A 20,654-nucleotide genomic window follows, 5' to 3' on the forward strand; every position below is an offset into this window, starting at 1 on the left:
GGGGCCCGAGCGCCCGGGTCCGGGCCTCGCTGCCCTCCCGCCGCGCGCCGGCCGTCAGTTGTGCGGACCGGGAGGCACACGCAGCGCGGCCAGCACCGGCAGATGATCCGTGGCCGCGCACAGGTCCTCCGGTGAGACGCCCTCCAGTCCTTGCGGTACGCCGCAGCCGAGCACCTCCACGCCCCCGGAGGCGAGGACGGCGTCGATGCGCTGGTGCGGGCGCCGCGGCGTGGAGGTGTACTCGCCGCCCCACGGTGCCACGGCCCAGCCGTCCTGCAGCCGCGCCGCGAGCTGCCGGAACGTGCGGCCCCTGGGGCGTTCGTTGAGGTCGCCGGCGGCCACGGTGTGCGGCGCGCCCAGGGCGCCGAGGCGGTCGAGAAGCATGCGGCCCTGGGCCTGCCGTTCATCGGTCTGCAGGCTCAGATGGCAGCTGAGCACGCCGAGCCGCGCAGCCGGGCCGAACCCCAGCACCGCCGTGGCGAAGCCCCGCCTGTGCAGGCCGGGCGTGTGGGGCAGCAGAACGTCCTCGGTGCGCAGCACCGACGCCCGCAGGGTCGCGAGGATCATCGGCCCCGTGGCGGTCGCGCCGCCCGTCACGTAGACCATCCCGCACTCACGTGCCAGCCACGCGGCGTGCTTGCGCCAGCGGAAGAACCGCGGCGCCTCCTGCACGCACACCACGTCCGGGGCGCACGCCCGGATGACCCGGGCGAGCGCTCTCCGGTCGTCCCGCATGGAGCGGATGTTGTAGCTGAGCAGACGGACGAGTGCCGAACCGTCCGGCTCGGTACGTCCTGCGGGCAGATCCGCGAGCGTCATCGGCGCGGCTCACACTCACATTCGTCGGTCGTTCCGCTTCGTCGCCGCCGGGGCCGTGCGGGCGCGCGCCCCTGCCGGGCCTGTGCGCTCAGCCCTGCCGGGCCAGGTCGGCGACGCCCACCATGCCTGCCTTGCCGCCCAGTTGGGCGGCGAGCACCTCGGCGTGGGGGCGCCAGCGGCTGCCGACGAGCCAGCGGCGGTAGGACTTGCGGATGGGGTCGAGCACCAGATCGCCCTCGTCCGAGACGCCGCCGCCGACGATGAACGCGCCCGGGTCGAAGAGCGACGCCAGGTCGGCGAGCCCGGCGCCCGCCCAGCGCGCCAGTTCCCGGAAGGAGTCCACGGCGACGGGGCAGCCGCGCCGTGCGGCCTCGCTGATGTGCTTGCCCTTGACGCCCTCCGGGGTTCCGTCGCCGAGCTCGAGCAGGATCGTCGCGTTCTCCGGCGTGGCCGTCGCGCGCTGCTGTGCGTACCGTACGAGCGCGCTGCCCGACGCGTACTGCTCCCAGCAGCCCTGGTTGCCGCAGCCGCACAGCAGGCCGTCGGGCACCATCCGGATGTGCCCGAACTCGGCGGCGACACCGAAGCGGCCGCGGTGCAGCTTGCCGCCGATGATCACGCCGCCGCCGAGGCCCGTTCCGATGGTGATGCAGACGACGTCCTCGTGGCCGGTCCCGACGCCGAACTTGTACTCGCCCCAGGCGGCGGCGTTGGCATCGTTCTCGATCACGACGGGGAGGTCGATGCGCTGCTCGACCTTGTCCTTGAGCGCCTCGTGCCGCCAGGTCAGGTTCGGGGTGAAGAGAACGGTCGCACGCTTGTCGTCGACGTAGCCGGGAGCGCCGATGCCGACGGCGTCCACCTCGTATTCGGCGCTGGCGTCCCGTACCGCGTCGGCGATGGCGTCGATGACGCCGTCCGCTGTGGGCGGGGTGGGCACGGTACTGGTCTCCAGGATGGTTCCGTGCTCATCGACCACGCCGGCCGCGATCTTGGTGCCGCCGATGTCGACGCCGATAGTGAGTCCCATGTGTCCCTCGGTATTCCGCTCCTACCCCGCTGCAGAACACCGTACCGGAGGGGATGGGCGGCCCTATCGTGCGCGTTGGCACGAGGCTTGAAGCTCACGGCACTTGGCGCTCACGGAGCTCTCGCCCGCGGCGCAGGTGCTTCTCAGGGCGCGTTGCGCCCGTCGCTTCCCGTTCCGGGCCCGTCCGGTCCGTCTTCCTCCGCCGGCCCGGGGTCCTGGGCAGCTCCCGTTCCGCCCGGCTCCTTGTCCAGGTCGATCCGCTCGACGCCCGGCGGGCCGGAAGGGCGCGAGGCTCCCGAGGCGGAGTCGTCCGGGCGCCCGGCGGGATCGCCCGTACCGGACGCCCCCGCGGTGCCGGCCGTCCAGCGGCCCTCCGCTTCCTGTACGGCAGCCCTGTAGGCGGCGAGCAGTTCTCCGCCGGCGGCGGCGAGGTGGTCGAAGACGTGCGGGTTGCGCTCGACGACGGGCTCGATCGCGGCCCTCGCCTGTGCGATGAGCTGCTGTGCCACGCCCTGCGCGGCGGCGGAGGCCATCGTGCCGCCGAAGGGCCTGCCCAGCTCGGCCACCCTGTCGGACACGGCGTCCGCGAGGCGCCTCAGCTCCTCGGCCGCGCTGCCGTGACTCTGCCCGTACTCGGCACGCCGGCGGGCCTTCTCGGCGGCAAGGTCTTCTTCGCAAGCGGTGGCCCAGGCGTCGGCGTCCGCGGCGTCCGGCATCTCGGGCTCGGCGGCATCGCTCATGGCGGCGCTCCTACGGCGAAGGGGGGAAGGACGGTGCCCGTCGGACGGTGGCACGTATCCGACGTTACCCGAACAGCCGGGGAGCGGAGAGCGCCGTAAGGGGGCGCCGCCGGGGCAGGGCCGCCCGGTCGTACGGTCGTACGCGCTCCGCCCGGAGCCGGCAGACCTGAACCGGCAGACGGGCAGGGGGACCGGAACCGGCAGGCCGGGGTCGCCGCGAGGGCCTGTCCGGCGCCGGCGCCCGTCAGCGGACGGTGCCCTCCGGCCACAGCGCCGGGTCGGGTGCGCACCGCACCCGCAGCTCGCCCCCGTCCAGGGACGCGCCCACGACCCGGCACCTGCGCAGCGCGGAGGGAAGCGGGAAGACGCGCCGGTACGGGCCGACGCCGAGAATCAACTCGTCCCCTCGCCGCACGAGTTCGAGCTCCTCCTTGCGGACCGAGGGCAGAGCCAGCCGCCACACCAGAAGGCCGTCCCGGGCCAGGAGGTCCTCGACGGCTCCGTCGTCCGCCGCCGCTCCCGCGGCACCTGCCGCTCCTGCCGCGCTCCAAGCCGGCTCGCCCGCAGGCGAGTTCTCCGTGACGAGGCGCAGCAGGTCGTCGGCGCCGCGCGGTTCCCGCCCCAGATGGGGCAGTTCGCGCAGCGGGACACCCTCCCGCCCGAACTCCTCGCGCCACGCCCCGAGCACCGTCTGCTGCTGCCCGGACAGCGAGGCCGTCCAGGGCTCCGCACTGCCCGGCGGGACAACCCTGTTGGCGACGACCGCCCGCAACGGCAACCCGTACAGCCCCAGTCCGGCACGGCCGAGCCGCACGGCCTCGGCGGCCAGTGGACCGGGTTCCGCGACGAGACACGCGGCGGTCCCTTCGGACTCCAGCAGGCCCTGTACGTCGGCGAGTTCGCCGTCCCAGCGGGCAGCGGTGGCGTAGAGCGCCTCGGTCGGCATGGGTACGCCCACGAGCTGTGCGAGCGCGGGCCGCAGTGCCCGCGCGGCCTGCCGCTCCGCGGGCAGGAGCCTGCGCAGCCAGCGGCGCAGCTGGGCGGGCAGTGCCAGGACGCGCAGCGCGGCCCGGGTGTGCGGAAGATCGACGACGAGGGTGTCCCACTCGCCCGCGCCGTGCGCGGCCCGCAGGGTGCTCAGCAGCGCGAAGGCGCCGGCGCCGGGGAGTTCGGTCACCTCGTCCTCGTCCAGCGGGTCCGAGCCGAGCAGATCCAGTACCTTGCGGCCACGCTCCTGGAGGGCGACGGCCGCGGCGCGGAAGTGCTCGGCCGAGTCGGTGCGGGCGACGTGCAGCAGCCCGTCCGTCCCGGGCACGGCAGCACCGGCGGCGCCGACGGCACCCGTGGCCCCCTCCGTCACGCCGAGCACGGCTTCCAGGGTCGCGGGCGTCTCGCCGCTCAGCAGCAGCGTCCGGCGACCGCCGCGGGCCTCGGCGACGGCGATCGCGGCGGCGGCTGTCGTGCGCCCGGCGCCTCCCGCCCCGGTGACCAGCAGTGTCCGCGGCCCCGGCCCGGCGGTGCCGCCGTGCTCCGGTGCGCGCCCTGCGACGGGCCGCTCCGCCGGTACGTCCCGGTCCTCCGGAGCCGCCCGAGGACCCGGTACGTGCGGGCCTCCCCCACAGACTGCGTCGTGGGTGGGACCCCCATCCTCGGGCCCGGGCACCGCCACGTCAGCCTTTGGCGGCGTCCGCGCCCTGACCGGCACCACCGCCCGACTCGACGCGCTTCTTCAGGCCGGACAGCGCACGGTCGATGATGACCTTCTCGGCCTTGCGCTTGATCATCCCGAGCATCGGGATCTTGACGTCGACGGTCAACTGGTAGGTCACCTCGGTGCGTTCGCCGCCCGCCACCGGCACCAGCCTGTAGACGCCGTCCAGTTCGCGCAGCATCTGGGACTTCACCAGCGACCAGCGGACCTCGTTCTCGCCGATCCACTCGTAGGCCAGGGTGTGTTCGTCCTTGATGGCACCGGCGTCCAGGAGCAGCCGCACCTCTTCGGCCCGTCCCTGCGAGTCCCGCGAGAGGACCTCGGCCTCCTTCACCTCGCCGGTCCACTCCGGGTAGCGGGCGAAATCAGCGATCACTCCCATCACCGCTGCGGGCGCCGCATCGATCGTGATGTCCGAACTCGTGTGTTCCGCCATCGCCGTGGTTCCTCCAAATGCTGCGCGCGGCCCCCGATTGCCGCTGGCAGGCTACCGTGCGTGTCCGGTGCGCGGCCTGCCGCCCTCTCCGGCGGGCGACGGGGCCGCGGGGCGGCGTGGTGCCGCCGGCTGCGGCCTCACCACTCCAGCACCCAGGGCGTGCCGGTGGCATTGAAGTGCCCCACGTTCACGCACTCCGTCGGCCCGATCCGCATCCTCCGCACCAGCGGCTGGTGCACGTGCCCGAAGAGGTGGAAGCGCGGCCGTATGGAGCGGACCGCCCGCAGCAGCGCCTCACTGCCGCGTTCGAAGCGCCGGGCGACCGTGTCGTAGCACAACTCCGGTACCTCGGGCGGGATGTGGGAGCACAGCACATCCACCTCGCCGAGTGCCTCGACCTTTGCCGCGTAGGTGTCGTCATCGATCTCGTAGGGGGTACGCATGGGCGTGCGGAGCCCGCCGCCCACGAACCCGAAGCGCAGTCCGCCGATGACGGCGGTCTCGCCGTCCAGCACGGTGACGCCCTCTCCCGCGTACTCCGGCCACAGGGGCGGCACGTCGACGTTGCCGTAAGTCGCGTACGTGGGCGAGGGCAGCGCGGCGAACAGTTCGGCGTACTGCTTGCGGACGGCTCGCTCGGTCGCCTCGGCCCTGTCGACGCCGGCCCAGAGTTTCTTCGAGAACTCGCGCGCCTCGGCGAAGCGGCGCGCGGTGCGCAACTCCACGATGTGGTCGGCGTTTTCGACTCCGAACAGCTCGGGGAAGATGCCGCGGGAATGGTCGGCGTAGTCGAGGAAGAGGACGAGATCTCCCAGGCAGACGAGCGCGTCGGCGCCGTCGCCGGCCGTCGCGAGGTCACGGCTGTTGCCGTGCACGTCGCTCACTACGTGGACTCGCATGACCACACCCTAGAGCGGAGACGCCCTGGCGCGGCACCCCTGCCCCGGCCCCGCCCCACCTGCGGTTACTTCCCTGTCACCGCGTACGTGGACTACGCTTTCGCCGATACGCCCGGGTCGTGTGACGCATCAGACATCTCAGGTCCACCCCCTACCCCGCAGACCCTACTGATGGGTAACGTCCGGGTCGTCATTGATCCGGGTCCTCCCACGGCCTTCGGATCCGAGCCATCGGAGGCCGCCCCCCTACGGCCGCCGTCCTCCGTCGCGACGAGGAGCAGCAGTCTTGCGCGAGTTCAGCCTTCCGGCCCTTTACGAGGTGCCGGCCGACGGCAACCTGACGGATCTCATCCGCCGCAACGCGGCCCAGCATCCCGAAGTCGCCGTCGTCGCTCGCAAGCAGGGAGGAGAGTGGGCCGACGTCAGCGCCGCCGACTTCCTGTCCGAAGTGCAGGCTGCCGCAAAGGGTTTGATCGCATCCGGGGTCCAGCCCGGTGACCGCGTGGCCCTGATGTCCCGCACGCGCTACGAGTGGACGCTGCTCGACTTCGCGATCTGGAGCGCCGGCGCCGTCACCGTGCCGGTGTACGAGACGAGTTCGCCGGAGCAGATCGCCTGGATCCTCGGCGACTCGGGCTCCGTCGCGTGCCTCGTCGAGACCGGCGAGCACAGCCGCGCGGTCGAGACCGTACGGGACCGGCTGCCCGCCCTGACCCATGTCTGGCAGATCGAGCCGCAGGCGGCCTCCGCCGGTTCAGGCGCGGTCGGTTCAGGCGCGGTCGAGCAGCTCACGGCGGCCGGCGCCGACGTGGACGACGCGACCGTCGAGGCCCGCTCCTCCAGCGCGCACGCCGACTCCCCCGCGACCATCGTCTACACCTCCGGCACGACCGGCCGCCCGAAGGGCTGCGTGCTCACCCACCGCAGCTTCTTCGCCGAGTGCGGCAACGTCGTGGAGCGTCTGCGCCCCATGTTCCGCACGGGTGAGTCCTCCGTCCTGCTCTTCCTTCCCGTCGCCCACGTCTTCGGGCGCCTCGTGCAGGTGGCGGCCGTCATGGCACCGATCAAGCTCGGCCACGTCTCCGACGTGAAGACGCTGACGGACGAACTGGCCGCGTTCCGGCCGACGATGATCCTCGGCGTGCCCCGCGTCTTCGAGAAGGTCTTCAACTCCGCGCGGGCGCAGGCCCAGGCGAGCGGCAAGGGCAAGATCTTCGACAAGGCCGCCGAGACCGCGACGGACTACAGCCGCGCCCTGGACGACCCTTCGGGTCCCTCGCTCCAACTGAAGCTGCGTCACAAGCTGTTCGACATCCTCGTCTACAGCAAGCTGCGCGCGGTGCTCGGCGGTCTCGCCACCCACGCGATCTCGGGCGGCGCACCCCTGGGCGAGCGGCTCGGGCACTTCTACCGCGGCATCGGCTTCACCGTGCTGGAGGGTTACGGCCTCACGGAGTCCTGCGCCGCGACGTCCTTCAACCCCTACGACCGCCAGAAGATCGGAACGGTCGGCCAGCCGCTGCCCGGTTCCGTCGTGCGCATCGCGGACGACGGAGAGGTGATGCTGCACGGCGAACACCTCTTCACCGGCTACTGGAACAACGAGCAGGCCACCCAAGAGGCCCTGTCCGACGGCTGGTTCCACACCGGCGACCTGGGCACCCTCGACGCGGACGGCTATCTCGCCATCACCGGGCGGAAGAAGGAGATCCTGGTGACCGCGGGCGGCAAGAACATCGCACCGTCGGTCATCGAGGACGGCATCCGCGGGCACGCGCTGGTCGCCGAGTGCATGGTCGTCGGCGACGGCCGCCCCTTCGTCGGCGCGCTCCTTACCCTCGACGAGGAGTTCCTGCCGCGGTGGGCCGAGGAGCGCGGCAAGTCGGGGCTCGCGCACGAGCAACTGCTGCGCGACGAGGAGCTGCTGGCCGAGCTCCAGCGCGCCGTGGACGACGGCAACGCCCTGGTCTCGCGCGCGGAGTCCGTGCGCAAGTTCCATGTGCTGAACACCCAGTTCACGGAGGAGTCCGGGCACATCACTCCCTCGCTGAAGCTCAAGCGGGGAGTGGTGGCGAAGGACTTCGCCGACGAGATCGACTCGCTGTACGTCTGAGTGGCCGGAGGCGGAGCGGGGGCCGGGGCCCGCAGGGCGGCCGGCCCCGCAGCCTCACGGCACGCCTCACAGAAGCGTCTTGAGCTGTTCCGCGAGCAGGTCCCAGCGCCAGCGTTCGAGGACCCACTCGCGGCCCTTCTCCCCCATGCGCGCGCGCAGTCCGGGATCGTCCAGCAGCGCGCTGACGCGCTCGGCGGTCTGCTCGGGTCTTCCCCCTGGGCCTCGCGGCCCGGTGGTGCCCCCGGACACGACCCAGCCCGTCTCCCCCTCCAGGACGGCGTCGGGTGCGCCGCCCGAGTCGCCCGCGACGACGGGCAGGCCGGTCGCCGAGGCCTCCAGGTAGACGATGCCGAGGCCCTCCACGTCCAGCCCGCCCCGGCGGGTGCGGCACGGCATCGCGAAGACGTCGCCCGCGCCGTAGTGCGCGGGGAGCTCCTCCCACGGGACGGCACCGGTGAAGCGCACGGAGCGCTCCACGCCCGTCGCCGCCGCCAGCTTCTCCAGGTCACGCCTGTACGGGCCGCCGCCCACCACCAGCAGCACGGCGTCCGGATGTGCGGCGAGGATCCGCGGCATCGCCCGGATCAGGGTGTCCTGCCCCTTGCGCGGCACCAGCCGCGAGACGCACACCACCACCGGCCGGCCGCTCAGACCGAGCCGCTCGCGCACCGCGTCGCCGCCGGAGCCGGGGTGGAAGCTCTTCTCGTCGACGCCGGGCGGCAGTTGGACCATCCGGGCGGCCGCCTGCGGGCCGACGGCACGCGCGATCCTCGACCGCGTGTACTCGCCGAGATACGTGAGGGTGTCCGTGCCCTCGCCGATGCGGCGCAACAGCCGCCTCGCAACGGGAAGTTGGGCCCATGCCGCCTCGTGCCCGTGCGTGGTGGCCACAAGCCGCCGTGCCCCCGCACGCCGAAGCGCCGGCGCCATCAGGCCGAGCGGCGCCGCCGCGCCGAACCACACCGATTCGCAGCGGTGTTCGCGCAGCAGCTCCACCGCACGTCGCGTCACGCGGGGCGTGGGCAGCAGCATCGTGCTGCGGTCGCGCACGACGGTGAAGGGCTGCTGCGCGTCGAACCGGGCGGTCTCCTCCGCGCCCTCACGGGTCCGCTTGAAGGTGGAGGCGTAGACGACGACCCGGGAGGGTTCCAGACGAAGCGCCATGCTGTGCAGGAACGCCTGGATGCCGCCGGGCCGCGGCGGGAAGTCGTTGGTCACGATCAAGGTCTTGTGCATCGCGCCCCCGACAGTACCGTCCGGGTGACCGGCACCGCCCCGTCACCGGCCCCTCGTCACTGCAGCCGACGTGGACGGGCATGATGTCGCGGGCGGCGGGGCGAGCGAGCACGGGGACAACCGACGGGGCGCCGGGCCGGACCCGGCACGCAGGAGACGGCAAGGTGGGTATGACCGACAGCACAGCGGCGCCGGCACCGCGCGAGGCGGAGGCCGGAGCGCCGCGGGACGAGAGCGGCCGGCGCGGCACGAAGCGCGGCAGCCACAGGCGCCGCGGCTCCCGCCTCCGGTCCGCCGCGCCCGTCGCGGTCTGGGCGGTCACCCGCGCGGCACTGCTCCTGTGCGTCTTCAAGGTCGTCACGCTGCCCGGTCCGGACTTCACCAACGACGTGAACGTCATCTACCGGGGCTGGTACGACGTGCTGAGGTCCGGGGTGTTCCCGGAGAACGACGTCACCTGGCAGTACCCGCCGGCGGCGGCGCTGGCGATCCTCTCCCCCGCGCTGCTGTCCTTCCTCGACTACGCCTCGGCCTTCTATCTGCTGGCTCTCGCCGCCGACGCCGTCACCTTCGGTCTGCTCCTGCGGACTTCGGCACGCCCCGGCAGGAGCCGCGCGGGCGTGTGGAGCTGGGTCGCGGGCGTAGCCCTGCTGGGACCGACCGCGTACGCGCGCTACGACCTGATGGTCACCGCCGTCGCCGTGGGGGCGCTGCTCGCCGGTGCCAGACACCCCCGTGCGGCCGGCGCGCTCGCGGCGTTCGGTGCGCTGGTGAAGGTCTGGCCCGGACTGCTGCTCCTCGGCACGCCCCGGGGACAGCAGACACGCACAGCGTGGACTGCCGCCCTGCTCACGGGAGTTGTCGTGACGGGCCTCTTCGCCGCGACGATGCCGGGGGCGTTCGCTTTCCTCGAGTTCCAGCAGGACAGGGGCACCGAGGTGGAGTCGCTGGGTGCACTGGTCCTCCACGTGGCCCGTCGGTTCGGCTGGGAGGGGCAGGTCCTGCTCAACTACGGCTCGATGGAGTTCGTCGGCCCGTACGTCCACCTCGTCAGCGACGCCGCGCTCGTGCTGACACTCCTCGCCTTCGCGTGGCTGCTGGCGTGGCGGCTGCGGGCCGTGGAATGGACGTCCTCGACCCCGGCGGACGCCGCGCTCACCGCGGTGCTCCTCTTCGTCACCACCAGCCGTGTCATCAGCCCCCAGTACATGATCTGGCTCGTGGGCGTCGCCGCTGTCTGCCTGACGCTGCGTGCCGGCTGCCAGGGGCTTCCCGCAGTGCTCGTGCTGGGAGCCACGGCGGTGACACTGCTGGAGTTCCCGCTCGGCTTCGCCCACGTCGTCGCCAGCGACTGGCAGGGCCTTGTGCTGATGGCCGTGCGGAACGGCCTGCTCGTGGCGGCGTCGCTGCTTGCGTGCGTGCGGCTGTGGCGCTCGACGAGACCGGCGGTCGACGGGACGTCCGAGGACGTCACGACACCTCCTTCCGAACGTACGCGCGCCACTTCTCCGTGAATTCCTCCGGGCCGATCCCCAACTCGCTGCGCATGGCCTCGTCGACAGCCGCGCCCTGGCTCTTCTGGGCCGAACCGAGCCGCAGATACAGGCCGAACAGCTTGTCCTTGCCCCACTCGTCCTCGATGAGCCGGCACGCGAGCCAGCCGCTCTCGTAGGCACGTCCCAGCTCTTCCGGGTCACTGCCGAACCGGAAGTCGCGGTCCGCGGGGAGTTTGCCGGGCAGCTTCCCGGCTTCGGCGGCCCGTACGAGCTCCGCAGCGGCATCCTTCGGCGTGCGGTCGGTGGCCTGGTAGCCGATCCAGTCGGCGATGCCCTCCGACAGCCACAGGGGCGTCGCGCCGCTGGTGTGGGTGCGGCTGGCGACGTGGACCGTCTCGTGGGTGAGGACGACCTGCTGCCCGTCACCGCTCAGGTCCCCGTACGCCTCGGGGTTGACGACGATCCTGTCCGCGGAGGCCTTCGTCTGTTCCCCGGCCTCGCCGGTGGTGACGGCGGCGATGCCCTCGTAGGAGGTGGCCGGGGCGTCCAGCAGCCGGGCCATGTCCCGCAGCGACGGCGGGGCTTCGATGACGACACGGCGCGGCCAGCTGCGCGGCCACTCCCGGTCCACCTGGGAGACCGCGGTGTCCGCCTTGCGGGCGAGGTCGTCGAGGTCTTCGCGGCTGCGGTCCGCGCCAAGCACCAGGCTGCGTTTCCCGCGTACCACGCTGACCTCGCCCTGCTCCCACAACTGCCGGTCACTGCCGGGGAGTTCGTCGCTGACGTACCACTTGCCCCCGCGCTTGGTGAACGCGAGCCTCTCGGTGACGGAGACAGGGACGTGATCGTCGCCGCGCAGCTGGTAACGCAGGCGCACATCCGCCTGGAAGCGGCTCGGGCTCCCGCCCCCACTGTCCTTCCCGGCGGGGCGTACGTCCCCGATGTGGTAGGACCACTGGGTCAGCGGCAGGCGACGCAGATTCCCGAACACCTGCCGCTGCTCCGTGCGGTAGCCCTCCGCCCGGGGGTCGACGGCCGCCAGATAGCGGCTCTCACTGCCGTCGCGCACCGCGTCGGCCTGCCGGTCGAGCACACGCTGCAGGGAGGCACGTTCACGGCTGTCGCGGCTCGGCTCCGCGTCCGCACCGCAGCCGCTCACCCCCGCCAGCACCACGGCCGCCAGGGCCGTCCTCAGCGCGCGGCTTCCCGCGGCTCTTCCCGTCTCACACCGCTTCCCAGGTCCAAGCACGCGAACGATCGTACGGGCGCCCCGGGCCGCGCACTCACGGACGGGTGACCGAGGAGACCGGCATCATGTTCACCGGGTCGTAGCGCACGGGCGCTCCCGGGTGCGGCGCGTGCACGACCTGGCCGTTGCCGGCGTACATGCCGACGTGGCTGGCGTCGTCCCGGTAGACCACCAGATCGCCGGGGCGCGCCTGGCTCAGCGGCACCTGACGGCCCGCCGAGCGCTGCGCCTGTGAAGTACGGGGAAGGGACACGCCGGCCCGCCCGTACGCCCACTGTGTGAGGCCTGAGCAGTCGAAGGAGGCGGGGCCCGCGGCGCCCCACACATACGGCCTGCCGACGGCCGAGCGCGCTGCGGCCAGCGCCGCCTCCGCGCGCTGCGAGGACGCCTTCCCGCCGTCCGGCAGGGCGGGCCCGCCGCGCTCGCCCGCGCGCGAGGCGCGCTCCCGCTCTGCCCGTCCGGCCGCGGAGAGTTCTTGCATCAGCTTGCGCGCCTCGCCGAGCTTCTTCAGCACGGCCTCCTTCTGGCGCTTCCTCTCGGACCGCTCCCGCTCCAGCAGATCGAGCTTCGCGCCCGCCTCGGAGCGCTGCTGCTTCAGGGAGCGCTGGGCGCTCTTGAACCGCAGCAGCTTGTCGTGCTGGCGGCTTCCGATGCGGTCGAGGGTGGCTGCCTTGTCCAGATATCCGTCCGGGTCCTCGGTGAGCATCAGGGCGATCGACGGGTCGATGCCGCCGGAGCGGTACTGCGCACCGGCGAACGAAGCCAGCGCGGACCGGAGCCGGTTGACCCGCTCCTGCTTCCTGGCGGCGCTCTCCTGCGCGTACTCGACCTGCCGCTGAAGTTCACGGGAGCGCTCGGACGCGGCGTTGTACCTCTCGGTGGCCGCCTCGGCCTGCTCGTAGAGCTTGTCGATGCGGGAGCCCACCGCCCGGTCGCCCGCGGCTTCGGGGTCGGACGGGCGGGCGCCCGCGGGTGCGGCAGGGGACAGCGCGGCTGCGGCCCCGGCCACTGCTGTCAGGACGACCAGACGGCCGGGCCAACTTCGGCCACGCTGGGCAGGTTTTCGATGACTCCGGTGCGAGACCACTGCGGACGTGCTCCTTCCGTTACGGCGCGGCGAATCTAGCCGTACCGCCAGGAAGGTTCCACGCACCGCGCGCGGCGCGACAGCCCGGACATTTGCGCGGACCCCGCCGATCGACGCAGGTCAACGGCGGGGTCGGGGATCATTCCGGCGTGTTCGCTTTCACCCGGACGAACGACGGTGCCCTATGGGCAAGATGACGCGCGTGTTGCCGGAGTGGCCGGAGTTGCCCAGGAGTCCGCACGGCTCCGGAAGGCAGCGATCCGGACGCGGAAGCTCAGCCGATCCGCACGCCGAACTGGAACGGCATGTTGTTGATCGACTCGTAGCGCACACCGGCGCCCGGCTTCGGGGCGTGCAGGATCTGGCCGTTGCCCGCGTAGAAGGCGACGTGGTGCTGGTCGCCGTAGAAGATGACCAGGTCGCCCGGCGCGAGTTCGCCGCGGCCGATCTGTGTTCCGGCGCGCGCCTGGTCCTGGGAGATACGGGGAAGGGAGACACCGGCCTGCTTGTAGGCCCACTGGGTGAGACCCGAGCAGTCGAAGGAGCTGGGGCCGGTCGCGCCCCACACGTACGGCGAACCCACCTTGCTCTTGGCGGCGGAGAGCGCGGCGGCGGCACGCTGCGAGGCGGAGGCGTCGCTGCCGAGGTCCACGCGGGAGGCCGAGGCGCGGTCCGCTCTGGCCTGCTCGGCGGCGAGAGCCGCACGGTCCTTCGCGGTGAGGGAGTTGAGCAGCGAACGGGCCTTGGAGAGCTTCGCCTGGATGTCCTTCTTCTTCTCACCGAGCTCCTTGCGGGTGTCGGCGAGGTCCTCCAGCTTGTCCGCGGCCTCCTGGCGCTGCTGCGCCAGATTGCGCTGCTTCGTCTGGATCTTCTTCAGCGCCTCGGCCTGCTTGCTGCTCAACTGGTCGAGCGTGGAGGCCTTGTCGAGATAGCTGTCGGGGTCCGAGGAGAGGAAGAGCTGCACGGACGGGTCCACGCCGCCGGTGCGGTACTGCGCGGTGGCCATCGAACCGAGGCCGTTGCGCATGTCGTTGAGGTCGTCCTGCCCGCGCGCGACGCTGTCCTGGAGGTTCGCGACCTCCTTGTCCAGCTTCTGCTGCTTCTCCTTGGCCCCGTTGTACTTCTCGGTGGCGTGTTCGGCGTCCTCGTAGAGCTTGTCGACCTTCTCCTTGACCTCCTTCTTGGAGGCCTTGGGTTCCGCTTGCGCACCCTGCGTGGTGAGGGCCACTGCCGCGGCGGCGGTTGCCGTGAGCACGGTGACGCGGCGGGTACGGCTGGGCTGCTTGGGTCGACGGTGGGACGCCACTGGGGCGAGCTCCTTCTTCCTCAGCCGCCTGCCGGACTGGGGCTCCGGCTCCACTTCGCCATGGGCGTGGCTCCGTGGAACGAGGCGGTCCTCCGCCGCCGCCCCGGATGGACGGCCAAACTTGCGGAGGTTCGGGGCCAGACATTAGCCACGGGTAATCGTCGGATCAAATCACTCTCAGAAAAAACCCGTCACACGAGCAGATTCTTTACCTGACTCGCACTGGGAGCGATGAGAGTGTCACGCAGGGGTGCGAACCCGGCCCCGTGGCGCCCGGGTTGGAACCTGCCGTTCTCCGCGCGCCCTGCGCACGCCCGCCGTTGCGCGAATCGGTGACGATGATGTGAGGGACGTGAAGCCGGAACCGTCCCGCGGTGGGCGCCGGCGCCGGGTTCGCGCAGGTCGTCCCCTTGGAGTGCCGGTTGACAGATGGCCCTCCGGAGGCGGCAGTTCGAAGCTCGCTCCTTGCCGGCAACTCCATGCGCGGGCGACGGACGCCCTGTTGGGGCGGGCGGAACGGACGAGCTGGTCGGACGAACCCTCCGGGGCCCTGTCCCGGCGCATCGGCCGACGGGCGCCGCGGTGAACGTGTCAGCCTGCGCTGCACACAGCTCTCATTGTCAGGCCGCCGGTCAGCCGTGTGAACAACGCATCAGGCCGATACACCTAGCTCCGGCCCAGGCGGCGCAGCAGAAGCGCCGAGGAGACCGGGCGGGCTCCGGCCGCCGCACAGCCGTCCGCCACCTCGCGGTCCGAGGAGACGACGACCACCGCCCGCCCCGGGGGCTCCGCACGCACGAGTCGCCGGATGAGCTCGTCGGCGGTCTCCCCGGGTTTGCTGAACAGGACCCGCACCCCCCGTGGCGGCGCCAGCAGCACGGGCGCGGCGAGTTCGGCCCCGTCGAAGACGCAGGTGACCTCGGCGCCGGACTGGGCCGCGAGGCCCGCCAGTCCGCCCAGCAGCCTCAGCCGCTGCTTGTCCAGGGGCATCGTGGGATAACCGGTCTTGGTGACGTTGTAGCCGTCGACGACCAGATGCGACTGCGGCAGCGCAAGCAACTGGTCGAGAAGTTCCGGGTCGGTCTCGGACAGAGCGCGCGCGGCGATGTCCCGCGGGGTCATGCGCCCCGGTTCCACGGCGTCGACCGCGTCGGCGGGCCGGCTCGTCGTGGGCGGAAGCGCCAGCTCGCGACGGAGGCCCTGCGCCGCGTCCAGCACGCTGTCCAGCAGTAGCCGCACCCGCATGTCCTGCACGCTGCGCCCCTCGCGCGCGGCGCGGCGCCCGGCCTCCAGCGCGGATTCCGTTTCCGCGAGCCGGGTGCGCAGCCTGCGGCTCTCGCTCTCGGCTGCCGACTTCTCCGCGGCCGCCGAGGAGCGCAGCTCCTCCAGCTCGGCCCGCGTCTTCCGCGCCTCCGCCTCGCCGCGCTTCACATCGCTCTGGGCGCTGCGCAGTTTCCGCCGGGTCACCTCCAGCTCCTTGCGCACCGACTCCAGTTCCCCGCGGCCGCGTTCGGCCTCCGTGCGCGCCGCGGTGCGCGCCTCCGCCAGTTCGCCGCGGAGCCTGGCCAGTTCACGCTGGGCCTCTTCGCCCGCGCGTTCGGCCTGTGCGCGCTGGGCCTCCTCGCCCGCCGCGGCGACGAGCTTGGGCCAGTCGACGGGACGCAGCACGTAGGCCACGGCCGCCACGTCCACCGGGTCGGCGGCCGGCGGCGGCGTGCCCGAGGTCAGCGCCTCGGCGAGTTCAGGGAAGCGCTCGCGCAGCTGCTCGGCGATCCGCTCGCGGAAGGCGGGCTCGCTCTCGAGCGCGGCGGCCATCGCGTTCGCACCGAACTTGATGCGGCGCTGCGGAGTGAAGCGTGCGTACTGGCGCAGCGGGGCGGGCAGTTCGGCGACGCCGAGACCGCCCAGCGCCTCGCCCGTGAGGGACACCACCCGGCGGCGGACCTTCTCCGGCAGCGGCCTGTCGTACGGTTCGGCCTCCTCGGGGCGCGGCGGACCGGCGGCCCGGGGCTCGCCTCCGGACTCGTCGGCGACGGGCCCCGTGCCCGACTCCGGCTCGGGGCGCCCGGCACCCGGTGCCGACGGCTCGCGCCCCGAGCCGTCGGCAGTCCCATCCACCACCGTTCACACCTGCCGTTTCTCAGACCTGGGCGCCCGGCCGGTCCACGAGCTCGACCTGGTCGGCGGCGTCGCACCACCGGCAGCGCACGGATTCGATGCTCTCACTGAGCACCTCCTGCTCCTCGACCTGCGGCTCCCCGGCCAGGTCCAGGTGGACGTACTCGACGACCCTGCTGGAGCGCGTCACGTCGAAGCGCGTCAGATTGCCGCAGAGCGTGCATCGCCACCGGGTTCCGGCCGTGGGCTTGGGGACCGTCATGTACTCGACCTCATTCCTTCGAGCGTTCGCGGGCATCGCTGCGGTGCGACCAGGTGTGCGTGGTAACCCGGCGAGAGCACAGCATCGCCTGGCGTAACCCTATGACCCTGCCACGCACCGTGCGTCCCGAGGAGCCTGCCCAGTGGCCGAATCATCATGAACCGCACCGTCCCGAAGATTCCCGTCGTGACCTGTGCCCTCATCGTCCTGTGCACCGTGATCTTCCTCACCGGTCCGGCCTCGGGGTTTCTGCCCGGCTACGGCACGGGCCCCGGCCTGCACCGCGCGCAGGCCGCCTACTTCAATCACTGGGGCGTCGTGCCCCGCACCCTGTGGAGCGGTGCGCTGCGGCCGTTCGTCACACCTGTGACCGCGCTCTTCCTGCACGCGGGCTGGCTGCACCTGCTGGGCAACCTGCTGTTTCTCCATGTCTTCGGCGGCCCGGTCGAGATGCGCATGGGCCACCTGCGCTTCGCTGTCTGCTACATGAGCGTCGGGTACACCGCCATGCTCTGCTACGCGGCGGCACACAGCCAGTCGGCGGAGCCCCTGGTCGGGGCGTCCGGCGCGGTCTCTGGCGTGCTGGGGGCCTTCCTCTACCTTCATCCGAAGGCGCGGGTCACCAGCCTCTTCCCCTTCCTGTACTTCCTGCCGCTGCGCTTCCCGGCATGGGTGGCGCTCGTCTTCTGGCTCGCCCTGCAGTGGATCGCCACCCGCTCGGACACCGACGGACCGGGCGTCGCCTACCTCGCCCACGTGGTCGGGTTCACCCTCGGCTTCCTCTACGCCTGGGCGCGTTTCCGCCGTTTCCGTGCGGATACAGTGGGCACGCCCGCTCCGGCGACCCAGGGAGAGTCGACACCGTGATCACCTCGATCGTGCTCCTCAAGACCAGCCCCGAACGCATCCCCGAGATCGCCGAGCAGATCGCCGCGCTCGAGGGCGTCAGCGAGGTCTACTCGGTCACCGGTGCGCACGACCTGATCGCCATGGTGCGGGTGGCCAGGCACGACGATCTTGCGGACGTCATCCCCGGCCGGATCAGCAAGGTGCCGGGGGTGCTCTCCACCGAGACCCACATCGCCTTCCGCACCTACTCGCAGCACGATCTGGAATCGGCGTTCGCCATCGGCCTGGACGCCTGAGGGCGGCGGACGCGGCCCCGCCGGGGCCGGCCGGCGGACGTCCATCGCGCTGGACGCACCTGGCATCAGGATCTGCCGGCGGCCGGATCTCCTGACGGCGCTCAGGCGATGGGACCGACCCGGGCGGCGGGCTCCCGCAGGGTGCCGGGTTCCGGGACGCAGCGCCCGTCCTCGGTGCGGTAGCGCAGGCGGGCCCCGTCGCGGACCAGTTCGCTCACGGCCCGCACGAACCTCTCCACGTGCTCGTCCGGTGTCCCAGCCCCGATGCTCACCCGCACCGCGTTCAGCGACGGTCCCCCGGGCGCACCGCACTCACCGGAGTCCTCGCTCCGGGAGCCCAGCAGCGCACGCACCAGCGGGTGCGCGCAGAACAGGCCGTCGCGCACGCCGATGCCGTATTCGGCGGAGAGCGCGGCGGCCAGGTGGGCGCTGTTCCAGCCCTCGACGACGAACGAGACGACGCCGACCCTGCGCTCCGCCTCGGCCCTGGCGCCGGCACGTGCGCTGGCGCTGGGACTGGACCCGGCCCCGGTACCCTCGTCGTCCGCGCCGAAGAGCGAGAGCACCTTCACTCCCGGGACGTCCGACAGGCCCGACAGCAGCCTCGCCGTCAACTTCCCCTCGCGCGCGGCCAGTTCCGCGAATCCCGCGGCCGCGAGCGCATCGCAGGCGGAGGCGATGGCGCAGGCGCCGATCACGTTCGGCGACCCGGCCTCGTGACGGGCCGCCCCACTCTGCCACTCCACTTCGACGCCGCCGTCCGCGTCCCGCGCCACTCGGCGGCTGGCCCCGCCTCCGGCCAGATAGGGCTCGGCGGCGTTCAGCCAGTCGGTACGTCCCGCCAGCACACCGGCCCCGAACGGGGCGTACAGCTTGTGCCCGGAGAACGCCACCCAGTCGACGTCCAGTTCACCGATGTGCACGGGGCGGTGCGGTACGAGCTGAGCCGCGTCCAGCACGATGCGGGCCCCGTACCGGTGCGCCACGGCCGCCAGCCGGCGTACGGGCCAGATCTCGCCCGTGACGTTGGACGCGCCCGTCACGCACACCAGCTTCGGGCCCTCGGGCGCCGCGGCGAGGGCGCGCTCCAGCGTCCGGACGGCCCGGCCCGGCGAACGCGGTGCGTCCAGGAAGACGGTCCGGGTGCCGGCTCCGCGCCACGGAAGGAGGGCGGCGTGATGCTCCGTCTCGAAGACGAAGACGCGTGTGCCCTCGGGCAGCGCCGACGCCAGGAGGTTGAGCGAATCCGTGGTGGAGCGGGTGAAGACGACCTCGTCCGCGGGGCGGCAGCCCAGGAAGCGCGCCACCGTGGCACGGCTCCGCTCGAAGAGTGCGGTGGAGTGCCGGGAGAGGTATCCGGCGCCGCGGTGCACGCTGCCGTAGTAAGGGGCGAACGCGGCGACGTCCTCCCACACGCTGCGCAGCACGGGTGCGCTCGCGGCGTAGTCCAGTGCGGCGTAAGGGAGTTCACCGCCCGTGGCGAGCGGCGCGGGCACATCCAGGCCCAGCACCGGCAGGGGCGCGGAGGCCGGGGCGGAGGCGGACTGCGGAACCGGCCGGCGGGCCGGCGCGGGACGGTCGGTGGCGGACGCGACGAGCACGCTCATGCGATGTCTCCCTCGAATACCGGGGACCCCTGGCCATGGAGCCTCCCCGCCGATGCGAGGGAAGAGGGATCCGTGCTTGCCGCACGACCTTGCTGTCGTACGGCCCGGTCATCACCCGGGGCACCCCACCACGGAAGGAGGGTTGCCGGACAGCGGGCCGGGGCCTTGATCGCTGTCGCTCGTGACCTGGCGGGAAGTATGGCACAACGTGCCGCAGGCTCCGCCCCGCTGTCCGGATCCCGGACATGCCGGGGGCACCGGCCGGGCCGGAGCCCCACGGGGAGCGGAGACGGCGGCACCTCGGTGTCACATGTGACTGGCAGCCACCCAGCGGTCCAGAGCGGCCCGCGCGGCGCCGCTGTCGACCGACTCGGCCGCCCTGTCCATCGCCGCACGGATCTGCTCCGCAAGCGGGGCGTCCCCCGGCTCGAGAGCGACGAGCGCCGCCGCGGAGTTGAGCAGCACGGCATCCCGCACCGGGCCTCGCTCACCGTCCAGCAGGGCGCGGGCCACATCGGCGTTGTAGGCGGCGTCCGCGCCGCGCAGCGCCTCGACGGGCACGATCTCCACCCCGACGTCGCGCGGGTCGAAGGACTCCTGACGCACCTCTCCGTCCCGTACCACCCACACCGTGGAGGTGGAGGTGGTCGTCAGTTCGTCCAGCCCGTCGTCTCCGCGGAAGACCAGTGCCGACGAACCGCGTTCGGCCAGCACACCGGCCATGATGGGCGCCATGCGGGGATTGGCGACCCCTGTCGCCTGGGCCCCCACGCGTGCCGGATTCGTCAGCGGACCGAGGAAGTTGAACGAGGTGGGGATGCCCAACTCGCCCCGCGCGTTGGCCACATGCCGCAGCGACGGGTGGAACTTCACGGCGAAGCAGAAGGTGATCCCGGCCTCCTTGGCCACCTCGGCCACACGCTGCGGGCTCAACTCCAGGTTCACGCCCAGCTTTTCCAGCACATCGCTCGCACCGCTCGCGCTGGAGGCGGCGCGGTTGCCGTGCTTGACGACCTTCGCCCCGCATCCGGCGACGACGATGGCGGACATCGTGGAGATGTTGACCGTACGGGCCCTGTCGCCGCCCGTACCGACGATGTCGACCGTCGGTCCTGGCACCTCGATCACGTTGGCGTGCGCGTACATCGCCTGCACGAGGCCCGAGATCTCCCCGACCGTCTCGCCCTTGGCCCGAAGCGCCACCGCGAAGCCGGCGATCTGGGCGTCGGTGGCCTCGCCGCTCATGATGTTGTCCATCGCCCACGCCGTCGTGCCGGCGCTGAGATCCTCGCCGGCGAGCAGCGACGTCAGTACGTCCGGCCAGGTGTGGTGACCGGGGGTACCACCCAGGCCGGAGGCTCTGGGGGCGGGAGAGCCGGCAGACGGAACGGCACTCATGA

General features: G+C 72.3%; 18 protein-coding genes and 1 riboswitch. Of the genes, 4 read left to right on the forward strand and 14 right to left on the reverse strand.

Annotation, left to right across the window (positions count from 1 at the left end; all coding sequences use genetic code 11):
* Positions 1 to 54: 54 nt before the first annotated feature.
* From EV375_RS05860 to EV375_RS05885, 6 genes are all read right to left on the reverse strand, one after another.
* Positions 55 to 819 (reverse strand): endonuclease/exonuclease/phosphatase family protein, encoded by a 765-nt coding sequence (locus tag EV375_RS05860; RefSeq protein WP_130298499.1) that lies wholly within the window; start codon positions 817 to 819, stop codon positions 55 to 57.
* A gap of 88 nt (positions 820 to 907) precedes the next feature.
* A complete protein-coding gene (locus tag EV375_RS05865; protein ID WP_130298500.1) occupies positions 908 to 1,849 on the reverse strand; it encodes an ROK family glucokinase in 942 nt (313 codons plus the stop codon).
* Between the two features lie 143 nt (positions 1,850 to 1,992).
* Positions 1,993 to 2,589 carry a DUF5304 family protein gene (locus EV375_RS05870; RefSeq protein ID WP_130298501.1) on the reverse strand — a complete coding sequence of 199 codons (597 nt, stop codon included), beginning with the start codon at positions 2,587 to 2,589 and terminating at the stop codon, positions 1,993 to 1,995.
* 244 nt (positions 2,590 to 2,833) lie between these two features.
* Entirely contained in the window at positions 2,834 to 4,252 is a 1,419-nt protein-coding gene (locus EV375_RS05875; protein WP_486588311.1) for an ArsA family ATPase, read from the reverse strand.
* A 7-nt stretch (positions 4,253 to 4,259) separates the two neighbouring features.
* Positions 4,260 to 4,736, reverse strand: a complete 477-nt coding sequence (locus tag EV375_RS05880) for an SRPBCC family protein (RefSeq protein ID WP_130298502.1) — start codon at positions 4,734 to 4,736, stop codon at positions 4,260 to 4,262.
* A 137-nt stretch (positions 4,737 to 4,873) separates the two neighbouring features.
* Entirely contained in the window at positions 4,874 to 5,635 is a 762-nt protein-coding gene (locus EV375_RS05885) for a metallophosphoesterase (protein WP_130298503.1), read from the reverse strand.
* 286 nt (positions 5,636 to 5,921) lie between these two features.
* Here EV375_RS05885 and EV375_RS05890 point away from each other — a divergent pair, with 286 nt between their 5' ends.
* The gene (locus EV375_RS05890) at positions 5,922 to 7,748 is read left to right on the forward strand and encodes an AMP-dependent synthetase/ligase (RefSeq protein ID WP_130298504.1); all 1,827 of its coding nucleotides are present in this window, start codon (positions 5,922 to 5,924) and stop codon (positions 7,746 to 7,748) included.
* Positions 7,749 to 7,814: 66 nt separating this feature from the next.
* On the opposite strand, the gene EV375_RS05895 is transcribed toward EV375_RS05890, so the two are convergent.
* Positions 7,815 to 8,984, reverse strand: coding sequence for a glycosyltransferase family 4 protein (locus tag EV375_RS05895; protein ID WP_130298505.1), 1,170 nt, complete (start codon positions 8,982 to 8,984; stop codon positions 7,815 to 7,817).
* A gap of 170 nt (positions 8,985 to 9,154) precedes the next feature.
* Here EV375_RS05895 and EV375_RS05900 point away from each other — a divergent pair, with 170 nt between their 5' ends.
* Entirely contained in the window at positions 9,155 to 10,498 is a 1,344-nt protein-coding gene (locus tag EV375_RS05900; RefSeq protein ID WP_130298506.1) for a glycosyltransferase family 87 protein, read from the forward strand.
* Here EV375_RS05900 and EV375_RS05905 read toward each other — a convergent pair.
* From EV375_RS05905 to EV375_RS05925, 5 genes are all read right to left on the reverse strand, one after another.
* Positions 10,455 to 11,729 (reverse strand): hypothetical protein, encoded by a 1,275-nt coding sequence (locus EV375_RS05905; RefSeq protein WP_486588312.1) that lies wholly within the window; start codon positions 11,727 to 11,729, stop codon positions 10,455 to 10,457. The two genes, EV375_RS05900 and EV375_RS05905, sit on opposite strands and share 44 nt — an antisense overlap.
* Before the next feature lie 34 nt (positions 11,730 to 11,763).
* On the reverse strand, positions 11,764 to 12,747 hold the full coding sequence (locus EV375_RS05910; protein ID WP_486588701.1) for a C40 family peptidase: 984 nt from the start codon (positions 12,745 to 12,747) through the stop codon (positions 11,764 to 11,766).
* Between the two features lie 343 nt (positions 12,748 to 13,090).
* Positions 13,091 to 14,122 carry a C40 family peptidase gene (locus EV375_RS05915; RefSeq protein ID WP_130298508.1) on the reverse strand — a complete coding sequence of 344 codons (1,032 nt, stop codon included), beginning with the start codon at positions 14,120 to 14,122 and terminating at the stop codon, positions 13,091 to 13,093.
* 666 nt (positions 14,123 to 14,788) lie between these two features.
* Positions 14,789 to 16,243, reverse strand: coding sequence for an NYN domain-containing protein (locus EV375_RS05920; protein ID WP_486588313.1), 1,455 nt, complete (start codon positions 16,241 to 16,243; stop codon positions 14,789 to 14,791).
* Between the two features lie 19 nt (positions 16,244 to 16,262).
* Positions 16,263 to 16,502, reverse strand: a complete 240-nt coding sequence (locus tag EV375_RS05925) for a hypothetical protein (RefSeq protein WP_130298509.1) — start codon at positions 16,500 to 16,502, stop codon at positions 16,263 to 16,265.
* Positions 16,503 to 16,658: 156 nt separating this feature from the next.
* On the opposite strand from EV375_RS05925, the gene EV375_RS05930 reads away from it, so the two are divergent.
* Both EV375_RS05930 and EV375_RS05935 read left to right on the forward strand, forming a co-directional pair.
* Positions 16,659 to 17,369 carry a rhomboid family intramembrane serine protease gene (locus tag EV375_RS05930; protein ID WP_130298510.1) on the forward strand — a complete coding sequence of 237 codons (711 nt, stop codon included), beginning with the start codon at positions 16,659 to 16,661 and terminating at the stop codon, positions 17,367 to 17,369.
* The gene (locus tag EV375_RS05935) at positions 17,366 to 17,647 is read left to right on the forward strand and encodes an Lrp/AsnC family transcriptional regulator (RefSeq protein WP_028435764.1); all 282 of its coding nucleotides are present in this window, start codon (positions 17,366 to 17,368) and stop codon (positions 17,645 to 17,647) included. The genes EV375_RS05930 and EV375_RS05935 overlap by 4 nt, the downstream gene beginning before the upstream one ends.
* A 101-nt stretch (positions 17,648 to 17,748) precedes the next feature.
* Here the strand turns inward: EV375_RS05935 and EV375_RS05940 are convergent, their stop codons facing one another.
* Together EV375_RS05940 and trpD are read right to left on the reverse strand one after the other, a co-directional pair.
* Positions 17,749 to 19,254 carry an aminotransferase class V-fold PLP-dependent enzyme gene (locus EV375_RS05940; RefSeq protein ID WP_130298511.1) on the reverse strand — a complete coding sequence of 502 codons (1,506 nt, stop codon included), beginning with the start codon at positions 19,252 to 19,254 and terminating at the stop codon, positions 17,749 to 17,751.
* A 67-nt stretch (positions 19,255 to 19,321) separates the two neighbouring features.
* Positions 19,322 to 19,441: riboswitch (SAM riboswitch) on the reverse strand.
* 119 nt (positions 19,442 to 19,560) lie between these two features.
* Positions 19,561 to 20,652, reverse strand: coding sequence for an anthranilate phosphoribosyltransferase (gene trpD, locus EV375_RS05945; RefSeq protein ID WP_130298512.1), 1,092 nt, complete (start codon positions 20,650 to 20,652; stop codon positions 19,561 to 19,563).
* Between the last annotated feature and the right edge of the window lie 2 nt (positions 20,653 to 20,654).

Source organism: Streptomyces sp. CNZ301 (assembly GCF_004217425.1).

Excerpts from the sequence above, each read along its gene's own strand:
- EV375_RS05860 (WP_130298499.1), bottom strand. The coding sequence starts at position 819 with ATGACGCTCGCGGATCTGCCCGCAGGACGTACCGAGCCGGACGGTTCG.
- EV375_RS05865 (WP_130298500.1), bottom strand. The coding sequence starts at position 1,849 with ATGGGACTCACTATCGGCGTCGACATCGGCGGCACCAAGATCGCGGCC.
- EV375_RS05870 (WP_130298501.1), bottom strand. The coding sequence starts at position 2,589 with ATGAGCGATGCCGCCGAGCCCGAGATGCCGGACGCCGCGGACGCCGAC.
- EV375_RS05880 (WP_130298502.1), bottom strand. The coding sequence starts at position 4,736 with ATGGCGGAACACACGAGTTCGGACATCACGATCGATGCGGCGCCCGCA.
- EV375_RS05885 (WP_130298503.1), bottom strand. The coding sequence starts at position 5,635 with ATGCGAGTCCACGTAGTGAGCGACGTGCACGGCAACAGCCGTGACCTC.
- EV375_RS05895 (WP_130298505.1), bottom strand. The coding sequence starts at position 8,984 with ATGCACAAGACCTTGATCGTGACCAACGACTTCCCGCCGCGGCCCGGC.
- EV375_RS05900 (WP_130298506.1), top strand. The coding sequence starts at position 9,155 with ATGACCGACAGCACAGCGGCGCCGGCACCGCGCGAGGCGGAGGCCGGA.
- EV375_RS05925 (WP_130298509.1), bottom strand. The coding sequence starts at position 16,502 with ATGACGGTCCCCAAGCCCACGGCCGGAACCCGGTGGCGATGCACGCTC.
- EV375_RS05930 (WP_130298510.1), top strand. The coding sequence starts at position 16,659 with ATGAACCGCACCGTCCCGAAGATTCCCGTCGTGACCTGTGCCCTCATC.
- EV375_RS05940 (WP_130298511.1), bottom strand. The coding sequence starts at position 19,254 with ATGAGCGTGCTCGTCGCGTCCGCCACCGACCGTCCCGCGCCGGCCCGC.
- trpD (WP_130298512.1), bottom strand. The coding sequence starts at position 20,652 with ATGAGTGCCGTTCCGTCTGCCGGCTCTCCCGCCCCCAGAGCCTCCGGC.